Annotated in this window: 23 protein-coding genes and 1 riboswitch; of the genes, 19 read left to right on the forward strand and 4 right to left on the reverse strand. The window is 46.0% G+C overall.

Annotated features, from left to right (window positions below):
* Positions 1-173: 173 nt before the first annotated feature.
* Entirely contained in the window at positions 174-713 is a 540-nt protein-coding gene (locus BK127_RS08465; protein WP_076229578.1) for a hypothetical protein, read from the reverse strand.
* A 213-nt stretch (positions 714-926) separates the two neighbouring features.
* A riboswitch (cobalamin riboswitch) is annotated at positions 927-1116 on the forward strand.
* Positions 1117-1258: 142 nt separating this feature from the next.
* Here BK127_RS08465 and BK127_RS08470 point away from each other — a divergent pair.
* The 9 genes from BK127_RS08470 (at position 1259) to BK127_RS43620 (ending at position 8707) form a co-directional block, all read left to right on the forward strand.
* On the forward strand, positions 1259-2026 hold the full coding sequence (locus tag BK127_RS08470) for an energy-coupling factor ABC transporter permease (protein ID WP_076229579.1): 768 nt from the start codon (positions 1259-1261) through the stop codon (positions 2024-2026).
* On the forward strand, positions 2023-2307 hold the full coding sequence (locus BK127_RS08475) for an energy-coupling factor ABC transporter substrate-binding protein (protein WP_076229580.1): 285 nt from the start codon (positions 2023-2025) through the stop codon (positions 2305-2307). The genes BK127_RS08470 and BK127_RS08475 overlap by 4 nt, the downstream gene beginning before the upstream one ends.
* A complete protein-coding gene (gene cbiQ / locus BK127_RS08480) occupies positions 2304-3104 on the forward strand; it encodes a cobalt ECF transporter T component CbiQ (protein WP_076229581.1) in 801 nt (266 codons plus the stop codon). Before BK127_RS08475 ends, cbiQ begins: the two co-directional genes overlap by 4 nt.
* 5 nt (positions 3105-3109) lie before the next feature.
* The gene (locus BK127_RS08485; RefSeq protein WP_076229582.1) at positions 3110-3949 is read left to right on the forward strand and encodes an energy-coupling factor ABC transporter ATP-binding protein; all 840 of its coding nucleotides are present in this window, start codon (positions 3110-3112) and stop codon (positions 3947-3949) included.
* A 138-nt stretch (positions 3950-4087) separates the two neighbouring features.
* Complete coding sequence (locus tag BK127_RS08490; protein WP_076229583.1) at positions 4088-4540, forward strand: MarR family winged helix-turn-helix transcriptional regulator; 453 nt, start codon at positions 4088-4090, stop codon at positions 4538-4540.
* 192 nt (positions 4541-4732) lie between these two features.
* On the forward strand, positions 4733-6196 hold the full coding sequence (locus BK127_RS08495; RefSeq protein WP_083689175.1) for a spore germination protein: 1464 nt from the start codon (positions 4733-4735) through the stop codon (positions 6194-6196).
* A 5-nt stretch (positions 6197-6201) separates the two neighbouring features.
* Positions 6202-7398 carry a Ger(x)C family spore germination protein gene (locus tag BK127_RS08500; RefSeq protein ID WP_076229585.1) on the forward strand — a complete coding sequence of 399 codons (1197 nt, stop codon included), beginning with the start codon at positions 6202-6204 and terminating at the stop codon, positions 7396-7398.
* A 5-nt stretch (positions 7399-7403) separates the two neighbouring features.
* On the forward strand, positions 7404-8507 hold the full coding sequence (locus BK127_RS08505; protein WP_076229586.1) for a GerAB/ArcD/ProY family transporter: 1104 nt from the start codon (positions 7404-7406) through the stop codon (positions 8505-8507).
* Positions 8508-8554: 47 nt separating this feature from the next.
* Complete coding sequence (locus tag BK127_RS43620; protein WP_179097423.1) at positions 8555-8707, forward strand: hypothetical protein; 153 nt, start codon at positions 8555-8557, stop codon at positions 8705-8707.
* 233 nt (positions 8708-8940) lie between these two features.
* Here BK127_RS43620 and BK127_RS08515 read toward each other — a convergent pair whose 3' ends face one another.
* Positions 8941-9429 carry a glutathione peroxidase gene (locus BK127_RS08515; RefSeq protein WP_076229588.1) on the reverse strand — a complete coding sequence of 163 codons (489 nt, stop codon included), beginning with the start codon at positions 9427-9429 and terminating at the stop codon, positions 8941-8943.
* Positions 9430-9638: 209 nt separating this feature from the next.
* On the opposite strand from BK127_RS08515, the gene BK127_RS08520 reads away from it, so the two are divergent.
* The 7 genes from BK127_RS08520 to BK127_RS08550 all read left to right on the forward strand — a co-directional run bounded on the left by BK127_RS08520 (position 9639) and on the right by BK127_RS08550 (position 15445).
* Positions 9639-10337 carry an ABC transporter ATP-binding protein gene (locus tag BK127_RS08520; protein ID WP_076229648.1) on the forward strand — a complete coding sequence of 233 codons (699 nt, stop codon included), beginning with the start codon at positions 9639-9641 and terminating at the stop codon, positions 10335-10337.
* A 17-nt stretch (positions 10338-10354) separates the two neighbouring features.
* Positions 10355-11575 (forward strand): ABC transporter permease, encoded by a 1221-nt coding sequence (locus BK127_RS08525; protein ID WP_179097424.1) that lies wholly within the window; start codon positions 10355-10357, stop codon positions 11573-11575.
* A 17-nt stretch (positions 11576-11592) separates the two neighbouring features.
* Complete coding sequence (locus BK127_RS08530; RefSeq protein ID WP_076229649.1) at positions 11593-12045, forward strand: DUF441 domain-containing protein; 453 nt, start codon at positions 11593-11595, stop codon at positions 12043-12045.
* A gap of 104 nt (positions 12046-12149) precedes the next feature.
* Positions 12150-12722: a TetR/AcrR family transcriptional regulator gene (locus BK127_RS08535; protein WP_076229590.1), complete on the forward strand. Its 573-nt coding sequence runs from the start codon at positions 12150-12152 to the stop codon at positions 12720-12722.
* Between the two features lie 93 nt (positions 12723-12815).
* A complete protein-coding gene (locus tag BK127_RS08540; protein ID WP_076229591.1) occupies positions 12816-13679 on the forward strand; it encodes an oxidoreductase in 864 nt (287 codons plus the stop codon).
* Between the two features lie 29 nt (positions 13680-13708).
* Entirely contained in the window at positions 13709-14431 is a 723-nt protein-coding gene (locus tag BK127_RS08545) for a Rossmann-fold NAD(P)-binding domain-containing protein (protein WP_076229592.1), read from the forward strand.
* 54 nt (positions 14432-14485) lie between these two features.
* On the forward strand, positions 14486-15445 hold the full coding sequence (locus tag BK127_RS08550; protein ID WP_076229593.1) for a D-2-hydroxyacid dehydrogenase family protein: 960 nt from the start codon (positions 14486-14488) through the stop codon (positions 15443-15445).
* A gap of 68 nt (positions 15446-15513) precedes the next feature.
* Here BK127_RS08550 and BK127_RS08555 read toward each other — a convergent pair whose 3' ends face one another.
* The gene (locus BK127_RS08555; protein WP_256711226.1) at positions 15514-16428 is read right to left on the reverse strand and encodes an S-layer homology domain-containing protein; all 915 of its coding nucleotides are present in this window, start codon (positions 16426-16428) and stop codon (positions 15514-15516) included.
* 266 nt (positions 16429-16694) lie between these two features.
* Here BK127_RS08555 and BK127_RS08560 point away from each other — a divergent pair, with 266 nt between their 5' ends.
* The 3 genes from BK127_RS08560 (at position 16695) to BK127_RS08570 (ending at position 19991) form a co-directional block, all read left to right on the forward strand.
* Complete coding sequence (locus BK127_RS08560) at positions 16695-17366, forward strand: sulfite oxidase-like oxidoreductase (protein WP_076229595.1); 672 nt, start codon at positions 16695-16697, stop codon at positions 17364-17366.
* Positions 17367-17441: 75 nt separating this feature from the next.
* Positions 17442-18674 (forward strand): ROK family transcriptional regulator, encoded by a 1233-nt coding sequence (locus BK127_RS08565; protein ID WP_076229596.1) that lies wholly within the window; start codon positions 17442-17444, stop codon positions 18672-18674.
* Between the two features lie 168 nt (positions 18675-18842).
* On the forward strand, positions 18843-19991 hold the full coding sequence (locus BK127_RS08570) for a Gfo/Idh/MocA family protein (protein ID WP_076229597.1): 1149 nt from the start codon (positions 18843-18845) through the stop codon (positions 19989-19991).
* Between the two features lie 118 nt (positions 19992-20109).
* On the opposite strand, the gene BK127_RS08575 is transcribed toward BK127_RS08570, so the two are convergent.
* Positions 20110-22965, reverse strand: coding sequence for a stalk domain-containing protein (locus BK127_RS08575; RefSeq protein WP_076229598.1), 2856 nt, complete (start codon positions 22963-22965; stop codon positions 20110-20112).
* Between the last annotated feature and the right edge of the window lie 21 nt (positions 22966-22986).

Consider the following 22986-nt stretch of genomic DNA (forward strand, 5'->3'; position numbering starts at 1 on the left):
AATAGATAAAATAGAAGAATTGGGATCGGCGGGTAACCCGTCGGTCTTTTTGTACTTCAATCACAGCCTTGGATGGGATGCTCAGGACTCAGTTGGGCAGTAAATCACAAACATCCCATCCCGCTTATCTGAGCAGGACAGGATGTAAGTATTTGTTGGAAAATGGTACTGCTTTAGTTTCTCGATTTCTGGATGATCTCCGTGGCAGGTGGTTCCTTAAGGATTCGGGTTACAGTTAAAGCTTTAAGACGCAGCTGCTCTGCAGCCTCATTAAAGCGGATAAGCCATGTGAACTGCTCCAATCTGCTAATCAGCCAGAGCGGGATGAGCAGACCTGCCAGCGAAGCCAACACAGCTATGGGCAGTGCCCATAGACTGTCAGGATGGGCGAAGTAAGGAATGAACGAAACCGCTAATATGGGAGCTGCATTCCATTTGAACACTTGGATCAACGATATCGTTACAATTGCAGTTGCAAAAAATGAGACGGCCCCGGTATTAATTGTATAAAAGAAGCTTCCGAGCGATACTGCAATGATAGCTCCGATAATGATGCGTACAACATCTTTGAGCTGGCCTATTCGGTGTATGAACAAGAAGCTGAATGCGCCGAGCGTTGGATAAAATACCATCTTTAATGAAGGAAAATGGATGGATGCCCAATAAGCGGTCATAAGATAGCAGCAAATGATAAGCGAACGCAAAAAAAACATGAATTGCTAACTTCCTTTCTCATGAAACGGATTAAACCGATCTCTTGACTAGGCATTTTTAATTTTACAAATGGTTACACTCGATGTCAATCATTTAATGACACGACTACAGATGCTTTTGTACGGTCTGATTGTGTCATGTTTTTATAAATTTATGCTACGGAACAGGAAAATCGTTGTCGATATCGAATATAAGGTACTCAACAGCAAATCAAAAGCATACATGAATTAGGTGCCCATTAGACAATAAGGGGTAACAGGGAATCGGGTGCAACTCCCGAGCGGTCCCGCCACTGTATTCGGGGAGTTTTTTTTCATGCAGGTCACTCGATAATGAATCGGGGAAGACGGAAGAAAACGAAGATCCGAAAGCCAGGAGACCTACCTAATTTAATCACCCGACAGCCTTCGCGGAAAGGAGTGGTGTACAAACGATGAAACGGCGATCCCGCAGGATCCTGTTTTATATTGTGATGTACCCATGACCAATTCTAAAGGATTGGTTTTTTTGTTTCGTCTATTATGGGAAAGAGAGGATTTAGAGAATGAAAGCAAAAAAGATGTTTCGAGCACTATTAGTGGTTGTGGCCTTTACCCTGTATTTTGTTATTAACGAGCCTCAATCTGCCTATGCGATGCACATTATGGAGGGGTTCCTGCCACTGGGCTGGGCTGTGTTCTGGTGGGTTGTGTTTATTCCCTTTTTCATACTCGGATTACGTGCCTTGGTCAAAATCAACAAGGAAACACCGGAGTTGAAGATTATGCTGGGTCTGGCGGGCGCTTTTACTTTCGTGCTGTCAGCTCTTAAGATCCCTTCGGTAACGGGAAGCAGCTCACATCCCACGGGGACAGGCTTGGGTGCCGTGATGTTCGGACCTCTGCCGATGAGCGTGCTCGGATCTATCGTACTGTTGTTTCAAGCGCTGCTGCTGGCACACGGTGGTTTGACGACACTTGGAGCGAATGCCTTCTCCATGGCGGTTGCAGGACCAATGGTAGGATATGTCATTTATAAATGGCTGATGAACACAACAGGCAAGCAAAAGCTGGCCATATTCTCGGCAGCTGCATGTGCCGATCTGTCCACTTATGTGGTAACCTCGATTCAATTGGCGTTGGCTTTTCCTGCGGAAAATGGCGGCTTCCTGGCTTCGTTCATCAAGTTCGGCGGTGTGTTTGCGATCACCCAAATTCCTCTGGCTATCAGTGAAGGTTTGCTCACGGTATTGATTTGGAACTGGCTGCAGGCCTACAGCTCTGAGGAGCTGTCCATTCTTCAACGCAAAATGAAAGGAGTTAAGCAGCCATGACAAGTCGTACTAAAAATATACTTATGCTGACAGCTGTAGTGCTGTTGGCGGTTCTTCCGCTGATTCTGGTCAATGGTGAATTTGGCGGAGCGGACGATGCTGCCGAACAGATCATCGCAGAGCTTCACCCTGGCTATAAGCCGTGGTTCTCATCGCTTGTCGAACCTCCTCCCGAAACGGAAAGCATGCTCTTTGCACTTCAGGCGGCGATCGGTGCAGGCTTCATCGGGTATGCGATTGGCTGGTTCAAGGGTAAATCGGTTAAGCCGAATAAACAATGATCAAGCTGATCGATACACTATCCTATAAGAATCGGCTGCGGTCCGTATCTCCTGCGTGGAAATGCGGTTTTGCGGCCGTTCTGTTCGTAGTAGCATACTTGTCGCATCCCGTTGTACAGCTCTGCCTTGCAGGCTGGATGCTCGTATGGACTGTTTTTTATGCCCGAATCCCTTTTAAATCCTATATCCTGCTGATAGGGCTTCCTTGTTTATTTTATGTGACCAGCCTGCCTGCCATTGTGATCGAGATCGGAACGCAGTCCAGGGATTCGATAGCGGCAGTAAGCACGAATCAAGTGCTTTTTACATTTATGAATTGGACATGTTATATGACGGAAGCAGGCTTGCATCAAGCGGGCTATTTATTTGCAAGAGTCGTTGCTTGTCTTTCCTGTCTTACCTTTGTGATGCTGACAACGCCGATGTCCGAGCTGTTTCAGGTGATGAACAAGCTGCGAATGCCCACATTGGTATTGGAAATTATGCTGATTATGTACCGTTTTCTTTTCCTGCTGTCAGAAACGGCGCAGCACATGTATACAGCCCAAAAAGCGAGAGGCGGTCAGTCCGGGTTCCGCGGCAGGCTGAACGACACGGCGATTTTAATCGTTCGCTTGTTTGGCAAAACGATGCAGAGGTATAGAGCATTGTCCCATGGCCTGATAGCCCGGGGTTTTACGGATGAGATTCGGATGGCTCCTTATGCGGCTAAGCCCGTTGCGCCCCGTTACTGGTTGGAAAGCTGGATCGGAGTAAGCCTCTTATTAGGGCTGGAGTGTTGGATTCGATGGAGGTAACAGTAATGAAATCGATCTTAGAAGCAAGAGATGTACATTACAGGTATCCCGGTACGGATACGGAAGCTCTTCAGGGACTGAAGATGAGTATACCCAAGCATAAGAAAACTGCCATTTGCGGCCATAATGGCTCCGGTAAATCGACTTTTTTCCTTCAGGCGATTGGTATACACCGTCCTGCGGTCGGAGAAATGCGGTGGCATGATACTCCGCTATCGTATCGTCCGGAGGCTCTCAAAAAACTTCGCCAGCAGATCGGTCTTGTGTTTCAGGACCCCGAGCAGCAGTTGATTCTGAACACGCCGTTTGAAGATATATCCTATGGTTTGCGCAACGCCGGGATGGCTGAGCAGGAGATCGCGCTGCGAACCCGTCGTATGCTGACAGCTATGGGTCTGGAGCATCTGGCGGACAAGCCGATTCACCATTTAAGCTTGGGCCAGAAGAAACGGGTAGCGCTTGCCGGAGTACTTGTGCTTGAGCCTGAGCTGCTGATGTTGGATGAACCCACAGCGTATCTGGATCGTTTGTCCGAGCAGCAGCTGGTCGAGGAATTGGATCGGATTCATGAGAACGGCATTACGATCGTGATGGCCACACATGATATGAATCTGGCCTATTCATGGGCGGATTGGATTCTGGTTATGGATCATGGACAATGTGTAATGCAAGGCACGCCGCATGAGCTATTTCAGCATGAGGAGCGGATTGAGTCGCTCAGTCTCGAACTGCCGCTGCTTCTGGAGCTGTGGCAGGCTTTGCCCGAATCCATCCGTAAGGATGTTACCCCTCCACGTACGATTGAGGAATTTAAGCGCCTGATAGCTGCGTCTTCCCAAGGGTGAAATAGCGGATAATAGCAATTTCCAATCCTTAATTAAGTTGTGTGCAATTAAATTTTGAAAGATTGTTAAGTTGAGCTATACTATGGAGTATAATAACGATAAATAATAGCTGTGATCTGCGAGAAGGAGTGATTCATAATGTCAGAGAATGAAGAAATGATCAAGCTGGAAAATTTACTTTGTTTTACGATTTATGCATCCTCACGTGAAATCACTCGCTTGTATAGGCCGGTTCTGGACAAATTTGGCCTTACTTATCCACAGTATCTGGTTTTGGTCGTTCTGTGGGAGGTTGGTCATTGTACCGTAACGGAGCTTGGAGAAAAGCTGCTGCTCGATTCGGGGACATTAACGCCGCTTCTGAAGCGTATGCAGGAAGCTGATTTAGTGCTTCGCAAGCGTTCCCTAGAGGATGAGCGTAAAGTCGAAGTCAGCTTAACCGCCAAGGGTGAGTCGTTGAAACCGCAGCTGCAGCGTGCGCCGGAAACCATATTTGCGGATATTTGCAAAACCGAAGCTAATTATGTGGAAATGCTTGGACAGTTGAAAGAGCTATTAGCCGATGTCCGTGAAGCCACACGTGTCGATTGACATAAATACAGGGGATACTTGAATATAACCGGAGTTTTTTGGTTTTTCACAAAAAATTTCCGGTTTTTTATTGTCTTTACATACTATTAATCCATATATCAACCGGCGGTTTACGTTTATTTTCACAAAGAGAGGGAGATATTAAAAGCGAATACAAAAAAATTCGGAGGGTTGGCGTTAACCATTTCCAATATGACAACTATGTATGATAAAAATGAGTCCGATGCTTTTTTTGATCAACTGATTAATGTCATAGGAAATCCACCGGACTTAATATATCAAACTTTTGCACTAAGCGCGGACGTTCAGGGGTGCTATTTATTTATCGAAACCTTGGTGGACAAGAATAAAATTGATAATAATGTTCTGCGGTTTTTTTCGGAGGCTCAAATGTTTGACGGTTTGGAGAACGGCTTGAATCTCGTGGAAACCTTAAAGAACACCATTCCTATTGTTGCAACGACGACAACTTATGATTTGGACTCTTGCGTACAAGGCCTTTTGGAAGGGAAATGTTTGTTTTCTATCCCTGGAGCTGACGAAGTGCTTTTATTCGATGTGGCTCATTTTCCTCATCGTGCCGTAGCGGAAGCTAAAACAGAGACGACTGTTCAGGGACCAAATGAGGCTTTTAATGAGCACCTGACGACCAATCTGGGCTTGCTGCGAAAAAGAATTCAATCCTCAAATTTCCGAGTCGAACAAATGAAGCTGGGCACGTCCACTGAATCGAGAGTTTTGCTGAGTTACATGCAGGATCTCGCACCGACTGAAGTAGTAAATGAATGTCGTAACCGCATTCGGGCTATTGAAACAGATAGCATCCTGGACAGTACCTATATTGTGGAATGGATTGCTGACAAAACATTCATTCCCTTTCCTTTGATCATGAAAACGGAACGGCCCGATGTCACGGTTTCACATATATTGGAAGGCAGGGTAGCTATTCTGGTCGATGGGAGTCCAATAGCGCTGATCGGACCTGTTACTTTTTTTCAATATTTTAAGTCGCCTGAAGATTATTTCCAAAGAGCGGATGTCGCAACTTTTATGCTCTGGATCAGGTTTTTGGCTTACTTGATGGCCATATTCGTCCCAGCACTTTATATAGCTGTTACCTTATACCAACAAGCATTGATTCCACCTATGCTTCTTGTAAGCCTATCTGCACAAAGGGAAGGAGTTCCGTTTCCTTCATATGTGGAAGCGTTTTTGATGACGGGTATATTTGAGGTACTGCGTGAAGCCGGTTTGCGAATGCCACGAATAGCGGGTCAAGCGATCTCGATTGTGGGAGCACTTGTATTAGGGGAAGCCGCTGTACAGGCTGGTTTTGTATCGGCCGCGATGGTTATTGTTGTAGCTGTTACCGCTATCACGAGCTTTGTAGCCCCATATTATAACTTCGGCTTATCGCAGCGATTTCTCATGTATGCTTACATGATATTGGCCGGATTTATGGGATTATACGGTATCTTATGCGGTGTCCTGTTTACTATTGTACACCTCGTTTCACTGAAATCGTTCGGTGTTCCATTTATGGCTCCTGTAGCACCAACGTTTCTTTCGGATTGGAAGGACACGCTAATTCGCGTGCCAAGATCACGGATGAAAACCTATCCTCGCATGAATCATACAAAACGCAAAAAAAGGTGAAACTCATGAACTTCAAACGTTTTCTCAGGTACTGTAAAGGTTACTTGATGATCATTTCTTGCCTTTGTTTGACAGGTTGCTGGGATATGGTGGAAGTGAATCAGCTTGCTATTGTAAACTTTATCGGATTGGACAAAAATCCAGATACCGGATTATATACCGTTTATTATCATATTATTAATCCTTCAGGGATAGCTACACAAAAAACGTCGGGGATCAATTCTCCTATATATTCGTATCGTATCGAATCAAAGACCATTGGAGAGATTTATGATAAAATGCTCGACAAGATTCCAAGGCGGCCTTTTTTCGACCATTATCAGTCATTGGTTGTGACCGAAAGGACTGCTAAAGAAGGAGTAGAGGAGCTTATTAATTATTTGGTCAAGCATTCGGACAACCGGTCCACTATCCACATGTTCGTAACCACTTCTCGACTCTCTGACATTATGGATACATATACCACCCTGGAGAGGATGCCAGGCAGGGTCATACACACTATCGTTGAAAATCAGTCCAAGCAATCGGGTCGGGCAAGCAAGCAATCGCGAGTCAAAGATCTGGTTGAGAATATGGAAAGCTCTTCGCTTACCATACTTCCCCTTATTACACTATCGAGCTCACAACCCAAACCCACCACTAATCGTTATGAACAAATTGATGCAAATAAGGGAAACATTGCACTGGACGGAGGCGCCGTATTCAAAGCGGGCCAGATGATTGGGAAATTAAAAATGTCGGAGATGCCCTTGGTCAATTTGTTGAATGGGCAAATTACGACTTTTCACCAATTATTAAGCTTAGACGGGGGGCATGTCAATGTCCGGGCTATGGCTATTAAGGTACGCAAGAAAATAATAATACAAGCCGGCCAACCGGTTTTGAAGATCGATATCAAGGCGAAACTTGATATTCTAGAAAATTCTCAAACTGCGAAGTTGACTGTTCAAAATCTGGATGAAATCAAAAAAAAGTTCAACGAACAAGTCTCAGAGGAAGCTCACCGTTTTTATGAGAAAACTAAACAAAAGGGTTGGGACATTCTTGGAGTCGAGGAACAAATCAAACGAAATCAAATAAAAGTCGGAGAAGTCACCTCAAAAGATAAAAATATATTGGACGAAACACGTCTAGAAATTACCGTAAATTGCATCATACAAACTGTCGGTGATACTATAGATCCGTTTAACAAGAAAAGGTGATGACGATGGAGGAAGCACGCATCAGCAGGTGGCAGTTTTTTCTATTGACATTGAATTATACAATTGGCACCTCTTTCTTTATTAGACCAGGAGGTATTATTGCCTCAACCAAGCAAGATGGCTGGATCATTCCGTTATTAGCGGGAACCATTGCTTTATTGATCGTCTGTTTGTGGTTGACACTGGCAAAAGCCAATCTTGGGTTAAGTATCGTGCAAATTTGCATAAAGGTGCTCGGGAAACCCGTGGGAGGATTCTTTGCGCTGCTTTATATCTGGTATTTTGTGCAGACGGCTGGCTGGGTCACTCGAAATCTTGGTGATTTCATGAAGACTCTTGTTATGCCGCGTACGCCAATCTCTGTATTTCATCTCATGCTACTATTAATCGTTTGTTATGCTGCTATCAAAGGAATTGAGACTATAGCAAGAGTTAGTGAATTCTTGACCCCATTTGTCTTAATTGTTGTAGTGATTATCTATTTATTAACCTTATCCGAATGGCGGACGGATCGCTTATGGCCCATGTTTCAGACGGATGCCTGGCAGATGATAATCAATTCAACCACTGTTATCGGATTTCCTTACATGGAATCTGTTTGTCTTATGATGCTGGCTCCTTATGTGAAAAATGGGGTCAAGTCAGGTTTGTTATATGGTATAGCTATGGGGACGATTCTGTTAAGCGGGATTGTTTTTGTGACCATAGGTGTTCTTGGAGTGACTCGTGCATCTCATTCTACGTACCCACTGTATATCATTGTTCAGGAGCTCAAAATTGCCGAATTCATCGACCATGTGGAATCGACAATTGTGATTGTCTGGCTGATCTGGATTTTCCTCAAGCTCTGTACGGCCTACTACTGTGCTGTGCTGGGCATCTGTCAATTATTTCGACTCAACGACAGGACATGGATCGCAGTGCCCCTTATCCTGCTTGTCTCCGGGCTCGCGATTTCATTTAACGATAACGTAGTGGAAAATATAGAGTGGGATAAACGATACATTTTTTTATATTCCTGTTTTTATGGAATTGGAATCCCTGTTTTGCTCCTCTTGATGACCTGGTTCCGGAAAAGTCGCAGCAAAAGTAAGGAAGGCTTATTGTGATCTGGTTTATTGTATGTTTTATGGTCGGGTTTGTTGGGAGTTTTATCATGATGTTACGAAAGAGAAAATCGGTTAAGGAAATGAGCCTATTTGCAGCTCTTTCGTTGCTTGGTTTTGTAGTTTGGATGGGTATTTTTTTTCAACAAAAACTCAATCCGAATGAATGGATAGGAAGATTGATCGATTGGATGAAAATGTAGAAGCTATTACTTGCCAAAGAGCCCACAGGTCCTTGTGGGCTCCAGGCACTTGGACCATGAGAATTGTGTAAATCGGTTCGTTCCGAAACTTTCTGGAATCAAACAACGCTTTGTGCTCCAAACAAATGCTATCCGCCTTTAACTCCCACGCTCGTATTTCCATTTTCAAATATACCTTTAACTCAACTCTACGAGTCCCAAATATTCAACTTTCTTTGCTTGCCGGGGAGGAATTATATCAGTCCCGTTAGTAGACCCTCCAGATCCTTCTCTACAGCTGAAGGTTTATCAGCAGATCCGTATCTTTTCAATACATGGCCTTCACTGTCTACGAGAAACTTGGTGAAATTCCACTTGATCGATTCTGAGCCGAGAATACCTGTGGCTTCTTTCTTGAGATACTTGTACAGTGGGGCCGCGTTAGCTCCATTCACATCTATTTTATCAAATAAGGGAAAAGTAACACCAAAATTAATTTCGCAAAAGCTCTGGATATCCTCATTGGAGCCTTGCTCGCCTCTGCCAAATTGGTTGCAGGGGAATCCGAGAATTTCCAGTCCGCTGTCCTTATATTGCAGATATAACGCTTGAAGCTCCTTGTACTGTGGAGTGAAGCCGCATTTGCTTGCCGTGTTCACAATCAGCATAACCTTTCCTTTATAATCTCCAATGGATTTCATCTCGCCTTTGGTTGTTTTCACGGTATAATCATAAATCGACATCTCGCTCATCCCTCTCTCAGGTTATAGTTGCACATCATCAGGCTGGAAATGCTATAACCCGATTATAAAACGAATAATAATTGTTGTCAATTTAATTGTGCACAATATAAATTCGAACTCATAACGCAAAAGATGATTTATTTGGAATTGTGCATTATACTTTGAGAAGATGCAGGAAGGGACAGTGAAAGCAAGTGGTCAAAGAACGATTGGCAGTGTTGAAAGTGCATATTGAGCAAGCGGGCTACGAAGGTCAATCCGACGTGATCAAGCAAATTCAATTTGATGTACGGCAAGGTGAACTCGTCGGTTTGCTGGGCCCGAACGGAGCAGGCAAAAGTACTACGATCAAGAGTATACTGGGCTTGCTCAAGGATTTTAAAGGAGAGATCACCTTTATGGGTGAGAAGAAAAGCTATGCGTATATCCCCGAGCATCCGATTCTTTATGACGAGCTGACACTTTGGGAGCATATGGAGTTTGCAGCTGCTGTGTATGAACTGGATCGGGACGTATTTCTGGAAAGAGCGGATGATTTGCTGCGCCGCTTCAGGCTGCTGGATGAAAAGCATCATCTGCCAGGCAAATTCTCCAAGGGCATGCAGCAAAAAATCATGCTCATCCTGGGATTCCTGAATAAGCCGGATGTCTACATTGTGGACGAGCCTTTTATTGGATTGGATCCCAAGGCGATCAAGGACTTTCTCGGTATGCTCGATGATGAACGGCAGCGGGGAGCGGGTATCCTGATGAGTACGCATGTGCTGGATACGGCTGAACGGATTTGTACTTCTTTTGTGCTTTTATCGGGTGGCAGACTGGTAGCGAACGGAACGCTGCATGATATTCAACAGCAGTCCGGCTTACCAGGTGCCCCCTTATTCGATTGCTTTCACTCCTTGCTATGATGGGGGGACGGGGCACATTGACGAGCAGCTGGCGGTTATTTGTTCGAAGAGTAGGTTCTGATTGGAGCTATCAATATAAAGCGCTGCGGCTTGCCGTGGACTGGATTGTAGCATTGTATGTCGTCATTCCCTTGATGCTTGTGGCAGGTTATCACTATATAACATGGCTCCACACGCCTCCTGCGTGGTTTCATTTGTTTACGTTACCGATGGTTGCAGCGGTATTGTATGTATTTACCTGGATGGGGACGATACGTTATTTTGTTGAGGAGGGGGATCAGCTCTTTCTCAGGCAAAATCAAAGCTGGTTCCGCCATCTGATGGTTCTTGGCTATAGATATTCTCTGGTTCTGCAGGGCGTCACAACCTTACTGCTGGTAGCTTTGCTGCTGCCCTTGTTATACCAGAACTTCTCCTTTACAGCTGCTGCGGTTGCGAACTTGTTTGTTCTGACCTATTTGTTAAAAGTAACTTTGGGATTAGCCCGTCAGCTGCTTGCTCTCCATCTGTACGGAATCGTTCTGTGGTTATTGCGGATTATATTATTTACGGGCGCTTTCTTCATATATGAGGATATCGTTGCTCACATTATTGAGCAGCCTGTGTTCAGCTGGTGCGGGATGCTGGTGCTATTAGTGCTGTTTGTTGTTCTTAGCCGAGTACGATTGGCCCAGAAGGGCGCATTTTTTGCCGATATTGCCAGAGAGAGCGATTCCCGGATGAGGATTGTATCACTGATGCTGATTCGGGTCGTTAAACGGAGGATCAGACCGACACGCAAGTATCCATTACTGTTTGGAAGATCGCAGCGATTGTTCCGTGGTGCAGGCGCGGCCAGCGGACTGTCTGATTTTTTGGCCAAATCGTATTTTCGCAGCGGGACGCAGTGGAGATTTACTGTACAGTTTGCGGTGGTGATGGGAGCGGCCTTGTTTTTTTTACCGGGAACACTCAAGATCGTGATCTGGGTCGTGGCTGCGTGTATGTTGGCCTATTGGAGAAAACGGTTCTGTAAAGAAGAGATGAACGCATCGTTTTTGAAGCTGTTTGACATTCAGGATGCAGCCAAGCATCAAGCGCTTCAAGCCGTAACTCCCATTCTGGTGCTGCCAGCTCTGCTGCTTATCAGCTTATGTGCAGGTATTTCCATGTTCACCTGGTGGGGACCCCTGCTGATGCTCGGAGCTGCTGTACCGCTAGCCTATGGATCATCTTCTGTGTTTACGAGCTGGTACTAGGGGAGGGATGGCACATGATGTCACAGGTGGATATGCCTTCTATATTGCTTGTCCTGTTAGCTTTTCTCGGCATAATGAGCAGCAACAGCTCCATTACCATCGCGGCTGTTTTCCTGCTGCTGCTCCGAGTTCTGAATCTGCAGCAAGCCTTTCCATGGATCGAAAAGCATGGATTGTCCATAGGCATCATCATTCTGATGATCGGGATTCTGGCACCGCTAGCGAGTGGAAGTATGAGTCTGGAGTCTTTGTATAAGTCTTTTCTGAACTGGAAGTCGATCGCAGCCATACTTGTAGGTGTTGGTGTTGCCTACCTGGGAGGCCGCGGCGTTCAGTTGATGTCGGCACAGCCCTCGATAGTGACTGCTTTAATCATTGGCACCATTATTGGAGTAGCTTTTCTGAAGGGGGTTCCTGTGGGACCACTTATTGCAGCAGGTATTCTTTCGTTGATTATTGGGAAGTCATAATGATCAGAGGTAATTAGCTATCAGCCGCGGGATTCGGGGTTTCATTCCGATGATCGGGCTTTTTAAGGTTTGACAATAACCGAACGATCGTTTATTATACAAACATGAGACATAAAGATGATAATAAAAGCGAAGCGATCTTCCAGGCGACGATCCAGCTTTTGAACGAAATTGGTTTTTCAGACATTTCGATGTCCAAGATTGCCAAACGGGCAAATGTATCTCCATCCACGATTTATGTATATTTTGAAAATAAGGAGGACATGCTGAAAAAGCTCTATTTGAATGTTAAAGAAAAAATGAGCTTGAAAATGCTTCATGGAATTAACGAAACGACCCCGATTCAAGCAGGCTTTGAATTGATTATGAGCAATCTGAAGGACTTTGTGCTTGATAATAAGGATTATTTTCTGTTTCTGGAACAGTTCACAAACTCGCCGCTGATTGCAAGAATGTGTCTGGATGAGAGTATTGGGTTCTTTAGAACGCTTCATGAATTCGTTGAAAAAGGACAGCAGCAGCAACTATTAAAACAAGTGGATGCCAATCTGCTGCTCATGTATTGTTACTACCCCGTCACACAAATGGCCAAGGAGCATTTTAAAGGGGCTGTAGTGTTCAATCAGGAAAAACTCAAGGAAATAACTCAAATGAGTTGGGACGCCATCCAAGCGTAGTTATTTCTTTTTTTTATATAATAAAGAACGAATGATCGTTTAATTTAAAAATATTTAAAACAAAATCCTATTATGAAAGCAGGAATTATTCATATGTCTAAAGTATGGTTGATAACAGGAAGCTCGCGAGGACTTGGACGCAGTATTGCTGAAGCTGTTTTGGCGCATGGAGATCAATTGATAGCAACGGCCCGTAAGACCGAACAACTAGCCGATCTTGTAGCGCAATATGGAGATCAGGTGCGCGCTGTAACGCTGGACGTTACAAGCCCCGAGCAAGCCGAAGCCGCTGTACAAGCCGCTGTCGAAGCATTTGGACGGCTTGATGTTGTAGTCAACAATGCCGGATATGGGAATATGTCTTCAATCGAAGAAACATCATTCGAGGACTTCCATGCTCAAATCGACACGAACCTGTGGGGCGTTATTAACGTAACAAAAGCGGCATTGCCTGTTCTGCGCAAGCAAAAATCAGGTCATATCGTGCAGATTTCCTCTATAGGCGGCCGCAGTGGCGCACCGGGACTGGGTGCCTATCAGACAGCCAAGTGGGCAGTCGAGGGCTTTTCCGAAGTTCTGTCCAAGGAAGTGACTCCACTTGGTTTAAAAGTCACGATTATTGAACCAGGCGGCTTCCGCACAGACTGGGCAGGCTCCTCTATGAGTCACGTTGAACCTGGAGAGGATTATCAAGGTACAGTAGGCAAATTACAGGAATACATTCGTGAGAAAACAGGTACAGAGCCGGGAGATCCGGCCAAAGGGGCACAAGCGATCATTGCAGTTGTCAATGAGGAGAATCCGCCACTTAGACTTCTGCTCGGCAGCGACGCTGTATATATGGCCAAGCTGATCGATCAAGGCAAGCTCGCCGAAACGGAACGGTGGGAAAAACTCAGTATTTCCACGGATTATTCCGATTCTTCATTGAATGTAGCACTCAAAGATCTGATTTAAAACAAAGCCAGCAGAAAGCAGGAAGCCATATGTCATCGAAAGTTAACTCGTCACTTAATAACACAAGGACCGCAAATACACCGCATCAGAAAATACGGGCGATTATTACGGGGGTTACCGGGATGGTAGGGGAAGGTGTACTCCACGAATGCCTTATGCATCCGGATGTCGAGCAGGTATTAGTAATTAATCGGAAGCCGTGTGGTGTAACACACCCCAAGCTTATTGAAATCCTGCATCATGATTTTTATGACCTGACGCCTATCACAGCTCAATTAGCGCCTTACAACGCCTGCTTTTTTTGCCTGGGCGTTTCCTCGGCCGGGATGAAAGAAGCGGATTACGAGAGAGTGACGTATCAACTTACGATGCATGTGGCTGAACTGTTATCCCGACTCAATCCCGATATGACCTTTTGTTATATAACCGGAACGGGGACTGACAGCTCTGAGCAGGGAAGAAGCATGTGGGCCAGAGTGAAGGGGAAAACGGAAAATCATCTGCTGCAGCTTCCGTTCAAGAGAGCATTTATGTTCAGACCCGGCTATATACATCCAACCAAGGGACTACGGAATGCTCATCGGTTGTATTCCCTGCTGTCCTGGTTGTATCCTCCACTTAAACGCCTTTTCCCCAATCATTTGATCACACTGAGGGAACTGGGGATAGCCATGATTCATACCGTGAATACGGACGATGAGCGATCCATTTTGGAGCCTAAGGATATTCTGAGGCTGGCTGCGGGCGGATGATTAGCTTATAATTAGCTGTAAGCCGTTTTCTTCATCAACTCTTGGGAGGTAACAATGAAACTACGATGTGCGATTCTTGATGATTATCAGAATGCTGCCTTGCATAGTGCGGATTGGTCGACTATTTCGGAGCAGGTAGAGGTCCAGGTTTTTCAGCAGCACTTTGATCAGGAGGATGAGCTGGTCAGCGCGATCCAGGATTATGACATCATTGTAGCTATGCGTGAACGCACTCCTTTTAAGGCGCCATTATTTGCGCGGCTGCCGCGCTTGAAGCTGCTCATCACGACGGGCATGCGTAATGCTTCCATAGATCTGGCAGCAGCTGCATCTCACGGTGTTGTCGTTAGCGGCACTTCGGGCAGCGGCGATCCTACTACAGAGCTTACTTGGGCATTGATTCTCGGACTTGCCCGCCATATTGTACCGGAACATAATGCGATTCAGTCGAATGGTCCTTGGCAGAGCACGATTGGCATGGATCTTCAAGGAAAAAAGCTCGGCTTGCTGGGGCTTGGCAAACTTGGCAGTCGGGTGGCACGGATTGGGCAGGCCTTTGGGATGGACGTGACGGCATGGAGCCAGAATTTAACCAAAGCACGTGCTGATGAAGTAGGGGTGAGTTATGCAGCCTCCAAAGAGGAACTGCTCGAAAGCAGTGATATTGTCTCGATCCATCTCGTACTCAGCGAACGGACGAGAGGGCTGCTTGGCGAGAAGGAGCTCAAGCTAATGCGCCCGACGGCGTATCTGATCAACACCTCGCGCGCACCGATTGTGGATCAGGCAGCTCTTGTCGAAGCTCTCCAGAACCAGCGGATAGCAGGGGCGGGGCTGGATGTATTCGAGGTGGAGCCTTTGCCGAAGGATGATGTCTTTCGCCGGCTTCCCAATGTATTAACCACACCGCATCTCGGGTACGTGTCCCAAGGGAATTATCAAACTTTTTACAGCGATACTGTGGAAAATATAGAAGCGTTTTTGTCGGGCTCGCCGATTAGAATATTGTCGTAAGGCTGTAAATAGATTATGTCTACAATAAAGAAGCCAACTTTATAGTCTAGAGTTGGCTTCTTTGTCTTTTATTTGGTTGGCTGCAATTCGACGGCAATGGGCTTATACTTCGAGGACAGGTAGGTGTCTGCTTTAGCTTCTACAATGACCTGCGGATTCATTATATCCGGCTGAGGCTCGGTCAGGCTGTACTGGATCTGTGCAGTTCCATCAGTAAGAAAACGAATGCCCTCAATCTTGATGCCGTAGCCTGGATTGGGTGTGATGCCCCGTGACAGCGTAATTCGGTTCAAATCTGCGTTCACTGGCTCAACCGCTACGGTTACTTCATCCTGCTGCGGATTCGTCAGTTTAACGGAGTGGGCTTCGAGAAACCGGATCGTATTGCTAACCCAGACAGCGGCTTCCCCACGGGTCATTTCCCGTTTAGGGTAGGCCATATGGTTCTCCTCTGTCTTGGCCAGCTTGTGCAGATACAGAAGCTGCATGCTATTCGTATACGCTTTGTCGATCTGGTCTTCATCAGCAAAGCCGATATACACCAGAATCACAGGAAATGTCCCTTTTTTGTCCAGCGCATGAATGAGCAAATCGGCATACTGTTCACGAGTAATCGTAGCACCCGGGTCTACATCCTTGGGAATGTTAAGTCCGTTCAACTGGGCGATAATAAACGCTTCTGCATACCAAGCATCGTTAGGTACCTTGGTGAAGTAATCGGAAGCCTCCGGTTTTTTAATAAAACGTATCGTATCAAGATTCAGGTTCAGGCCTTTGACGAGCAGACTCACACTTTGAGCATAGCTGATCGGACTGCGTGGGGCAAAATGCTCGCTATCCACGCCGGTTACGATCCCTTTATCTTTAAGCATCATAATAGGCTCTTTCTCCGCTGCATCCAAATCCGTAAAGGCAAATACGGAGCCAGCCGACATTGTGCACAACAAAAGGGCTGTTGATACTATCGCCGTTATCTTTTTCATCATGATGTTCCACCTTTCTTAATTATAGTTACTCACTCTCCTGCAGTTAATCCTTAGACGGTCCATTTACTGAAAAGGTTGCTGTGCCCGTATAAATAAAGTCAGCTAGAAGAAGTGTCGTTCAAGAAAAGCAAGGACATTTCAAACCTTTGAATAGATCCGCGCGGGTTCCGATTGTAGGACGATCTATGATATGATGGGTAAGGATACAAGGCAAGAGCTGAATGGCAAGAGCTGAATTTATTACCCGATAGGAGATTGTATAGATGAATAAAGTTACGAAGGCTGATCGTATTAAACGGATGCAGGTTCCACAAGTGGACTCACAGCTTGCAGGCAGAGTTCCGGCTGGACAAGTGGTGACGGAGCGCTTCCCTATTTTACACGAGGGTGAAGTGCCTGAATACGATATGTCCAATTGGACCTTACGTGTATTTGGTGAGGTTGCAGAGGAACGGGAGTTCAGCTACGAGGATCTGTTAGCACTGCCACAAACCGAGGTTGTCTGCGATATTCATTGCGTTACCCGCTGGACCAAGCTGGACACGGTATGGGAGGGCGTACGCTTCCGTGATTTTCTGAGCTTGCTGAACATACAGCCACAAGGGAAATATGTTATGCTTCATGCGGATAATGACTACGAAACGAATGTTCCGCTGGAGGATTTAATGGGTGATCAAATCCTGCTTGCGATCAAATACGATGGCTTACCGCTTACGAAAAAGCACGGCTGGCCGTTGCGATTACTGGTACCGCATCTTTATTTTTGGAAAAGCGCCAAGTGGGTTCAAGGTATCGAGTTTATGAAGGAAGACAGGGAAGGCTTCTGGGAGCGTAATGGCTTCCACAATACGGCGGATGCTTTTGAGGAGCAGCGCTTTTCAGGTGAGCCTCTGCCGATTCCCGAGGATGAATGGGTACATAAGGATTATGACTGAGTATCTCGTAGGAGGCACTAAGCTCCTGTGTCAACAAGGTGAAAGCTGATCAAGTTCGAAAGTGGTGAAATTACGGTGCTACTCCTAACAGCACGCGTTCTCCAACTAATAAGGAGAGCAAGGCAGCCACTGTCCAAGGCGGAAATTGCCAATGAGACTGGGATTTCTTTATCGGCAGTTTCTGTTCATGTCGATCGATTAATGCAGGAAAAGCTGATCATGGTTTCCCATGTAGGTGCTTCCAGCGGTGGTAGAAAGCCTAAGCAATACGCGATTCATAAAAATTACGGTATCATCGTTTCCATTGAGCTGGGTATTTCCTACGTTCAGGTTGCGATTGCGGATTTTGATTGTGAGATTATAGTGACGACGAACTCGCCAAGTGATATTAATCAAGGTCCTGATGCCGTTCTACCTGAGGTTCAGCAGCTGGTGGACCATTTGCTTCAGGAATATAATCTCGATAAGAGCCTGATTAAAGGGATCGGAATCGGAGTGCCGGGCCCTGTCGATTTTTCCTTGGGAACCCCTATCGCACCCCCTATCATGCCAGGCTGGGATCAGTATCCAATCCGTGAATTCTGGTTCCAGCATTATGCGTGTCCCTGTTATGTAGATAATGATGTTAACAATATGGTGCTTGGCGAATATGCCAAGGGCTTGAATTTTGAAGTCGATAATTTAATTCACATCAAGGTCGGTACGGGTATCGGCTCCGGTGTGATTTACGATGGCAAGCTGTATCGCGGCTCTACGGGAAGTGCCGGTGATATCGGGCATTTTGATATTGGCAATGATGTGATGTGCTGGTGCGGGAATCGCGGATGCCTCGAAGCGAACGCAGGAGGCAAGGCAATCGTCGAAAAGGCGAAGCAGCTTGCTTTATCCGGGAAAAGTGAGCATTTGTTACAGCTGCTGGAGCGCAACGGAAGACTGACACTCGATGACTTGGGGGAAGGCTTGCTTAAGCTGGACCCGGCCTCTGTGGAGTTAATCCGCGAGAGCGGAGCTGCGATTGGAAAAGTGATTGCTTCTATCGTAAATTTCTCGAATCCGTCATTAATTTCAATTGGCGGCAAGCTGTCCGAATTTGGCGACATATTTCTTGCAGCGATTCGCCAAAGTGTATATCAAAGATCAATGCCGCTGGCTACCCGTAAATTGATGATGAATAAATCGTTATTAGGCAGCAAGGCTGGACTGATCGGTGGCGCTTATATGACGATAGATCAATTGATCCTTCAGGCAACGAATGATGACCCAGAGTATTTTCTGAATGTGATGCCAAGTATAGAGACATATAAATAAGTAGAAATGGCTGAATGGGGCATTTACCTGTTCAGTTTTTTTGTTGTTTGCCAAAAGTGCTGGCGAATGATCTATGCGCATATGATCTTTTATCTTTTAAAAATATACTTTTAATATTGAAAGTTAAAAGTATATCTGCTATAGTCAAAACCAAGGGAGTGGATGTTCATGCGCAGGATCAAAGCGGCTATCATCGGGGCGGGGTTTATCGGAAAAGCCCATCTGGAGGCAGTTCGAAGGTTGGGATACGTGGATATTGTGGCGATAGGTCAGAATGGGCAAGACAAGGCGGATGCTTATGCGGAAGCGCTCAAGATCCCCAAAGCTTATGGCAATTATATGGATTTATTGAATGATCCTGAAATTGAAGTGATTCATAACTGTACGCCTAACCATCTTCATTTTGAAATTAACAAGCAGGTGCTTCTCCATGGCAAGCATCTACTATCGGAAAAGCCGTTGACGTTAACCCGAGAGGAAGCCAAGGAGCTATACGAGCTGGCCAGTCACACGTCGCTGGTGACCGGTATCAATTTTAATTATCGGCAGTTTCCGATGGTTCAGCATCTGAAGTCGATGGTCAAGGACAAGGATTTAGGGGAGATTAATATTATTAGAGGCAGCTATTTGCAGGACTGGCTGCTATATGATACGGATTATAATTGGCGAATGGAGCCTGAGTATGGGGGACAGACGAGAGCCATCAGTGACATCGGGTCGCATTTGTTTGACCTTATTCAGTATGTAACGGATTTAAGAATCGTTGAGGTATTCGCCGATCTGGCGGTTGTGATACCGAAACGGTATATGAACGCTGCGCAAGGAGAATCCTTTCAACCGAGCTCGACAGCTGATCGACAACTGGTAGATATTAAGACTGAGGATTACTGTTCTGTACTTGTGAAGTTTGATAATGGTGCTCGCGGCGTGTTTACCGTATCTCAAGTATCGGCCGGCAAAAAGAATGCCCTTGAAATTAATCTGGACGGTTCGCAGGCTTCCGGCTCATGGAAACAGGAAGAGCCTTTTCGATTAATGATGGGCTATCGCGACAAACCGGGAGAAACCGTTCTGAGAGACCCGAGTCAGCTCAAGAAGGAAGCGCTCCCCTTCATGCATTATCCAAGCGGACATGAGGAAGGCTGGACCGATAGCTTGAAGAATATGATGCATAACTATTATCAGGCCATCGTGAATCAAGTGCCGATATCTGGTTCTGTGGCGACCTTTAAAGAGGGCTACGAGATCATGGTAATTAATGATGCCATTGTACGGAGTGCGCGGTCGGGAACATGGGAGACCGTTAACTGGGAGTAGGTAGGTGCCCGATACCTATACCGATTGGTAGTTGTATGAGCTGGATCTCATGCAGAGAGGCTATCCCTTAGTAGAGAAATCTACTCGAAGGACAGCCTCTGATTTGTTTGATCTGGTTTTACCTGAGCTCTGTACCATATAACGCAATAAGCTCGTCATACAGCGCGTGGTCCTGCTCATAATCGCGTTCACCTATGATGATGACTCCATCCGAAAAGGAGACTTTTTTGCCTAGTGCTTCGCAAAGCACGCGCAGCGGCAAATAGGTACTGCCATTGATAATTTTTGCCGAAACGGGCAAGTCGACAGTGGCTTCATTCACTTTCATTTGCATAGAGTCAACGGGAATCGTAATCTTGCTGCCACCTGAACCGGTCAAGGTGGCTGTTTGCGTATCAGCATCCCAGGTTACCTGCACGCCCAGATTTTCCGAGACGAACCGAACGGGCAGCAGGGTACTGTCATTGTCGATTAGCGGCTTGGCTTGCAGTGTTTTTTTCTCCCCTTGAACGTATGCGCTTGAGCTGTTGACAGCGAGGAGGATCATTGTGTTCATCTTGATCAGGGATGCGTCAGAAAGGACATTGGCCTTATAGCTATCGATGTTATGCTTGTCTAGCACCGTGACGCTGATCGACTGGTCCAATCCATCTGCTTTGATTTTGATCTGAGCATAACCCTTCTTTTTGGCCACAAGTGTGTCGCCCTCCACGTCTATCGTATCCGGCCTGGAGGATTCCCAATTCACGCCCTCGCTCAGTGTCTTTTCACTGTAATCGTTGTATACGGCAATCACTTTTTTTGCAATGGCTTCATTTACAAGCATGTACGAATTGGAGGCAGAGGCATTTGGCTTATCCGCAAGACGAAGGCTTTTTAGTTTCAACTGCTGCTGCTTGTCATAAGAAACTATTTTTTTTGACTGGGATTCCAGCCATTTGTGTGATGGACTGCCTGGTGCGACATCTAGGAAATTGTAGTTCAAATTCAGGTACTTCCATTTCGTGTTCACTGTCATAAACGGAGATATATCCTTGATCCCGTTTGATGATAAATAAAGGGTCGATAAGTTCGGCAGACTGGCAAGCGGACCTACGTTCTGAATCCGATTATTACTGGCATACAGTGTCTCCAGGCTGGTCAGAGGGGACAGCGGCAATAAATTGCTTACAGCATTGTCCGTAATATCCATCGATTTGAGACGGGTAAGTGTGGACACCCAGGTTAAATCGGATAGGCCTGATGAATTTAACTCCAGCGTTTCCAATTGGCCGAGACGGTTAACACTCGAATAATCGGTAATGGCTTTACTGTGCAAACCGAGCTCTCGCAGCTGTGTAGCCTTATCCAAACGAGAAATATCACGTAATGCATTGCCGCCGACAGACAGGCGCTGCAGGTTGGCTATATGGGGAACGAAATTTAAATCGGTAACCGAATCGTTCCAAATGTCGAGCTTTTGCAGTGATTTCATAGGGTCGAGCAGAGCGGTTAGCTGGCTTGTGGCTACATCGCCTTGGAGGTACAAAATTTTCAAATTTGGTAGCTGCTTCAGAGCATCAACACCGTTGATTTTCAAATTCTGATTTCGTACCGTCAAATCGCGAAGCAACCTCAACTCGGACAAAAACGAAATATCGGCATCCTTCATATGGAACATCTGAAGTCTTTCCATGCTCGTGAATTTTCTCAGCAAACCAGCGTCTTTGGCTATATCTCCGGTGCTGTAATCGATATCCAACGCTGTAATTCTCGATAAATCCCAATCCGTTACCGGTTCCTGGGGTTTCTCCAGTATGGTGCGGATCATTTTCTCAAAATCGACGCTTTGAAAAGCGACCGGGTTTAAATTGGCCTTCTGATCACTTGGTTTGGACCATTCGCTTAAGAAGGCGGCTTGATCCGCTTTGTCTGGAATATCAAAAAAACGTACCGTATATGTAATTGTGGCGGGTGCGCCATTAATAGCTTGAATACCCGTAATTTGGGCTTCATACTCGTCGTTATTCTCGATAGTACCTACTAATGCAGGACGGAAAATGATACAGTTGGCAATCCCGAAGTTTGATGTTTCTACATTAAAATAATTGCGGTTGGCAAATGATTTGGGGTCTGAGGGAATACCCCGATCTTTTTGGTCAAAGGTCCATACTTTACCGTCCCCTTTACGCTTAAGCACGACTTTTACCTGATCGGCGGACGGTGTTTTGTATTGTGCCGGATTCAGTGTGATGGACCATGCATCACCACGTTTAAAGGCGTTGGTGGGGAATGCTCCTGGACTAGGCCAAGCGACGTAGGGCATGGAAAATGCTGCCGTGCCGCTTTTATCAAATACCTGCATCGGTGAATAGGTTGTGTTGCCGCTGGCTAAGCCAAACCCTGTATACCGGAGCGGTGGATTCAGAATCCAGCGTCGATGTCCAAGACGGTCGATATTGCTCATATCGCTATCACTCATATAACCGATAACGGTTGAGTACAATTGGGTAGCCCCACTGTACAGATTGCTGCTGCTGGTTGATTTGTAGCCAATCTTATAAAAGCTGTCTTCCATCGTTGACGGCTTGTCCGGCGTATGGGATAATCCCTTGTCCCTTACCGACAGCAGGACGGCACCGTGCTGTGCCTGATCGTTCAGCGCTGGGTCGGCTGTCAGATTGTCTGGCAAGCCTGCCAAATAACGAGCATAATTGGCCATGTTGACACCGTCTTGAATAAATTCGGCATTCAGCCTGCCCGTAGTGTAAGGCGGTACCAGCAGCGGCTGCTCGATAAACGGATTTCCGTTGAATTTAGGACGGTACTGTTCCCATTTAGACATGATTTCTTCAGGATTATGACCCGAAACCAAAGGCGACGTATTGCCCTCCGCGTTCGCATGAACCGCCCAAGTGATACTTGAAAGAAATACGGCCGTGCTGAGTATTGCGCTTTTTTTCCATATTCTTAGACTTCGAATTCTCTCTTGCAAAAATATCTCTCCTCTTATCTA

This window comes from Paenibacillus sp. FSL H7-0331 (assembly GCF_001956045.1).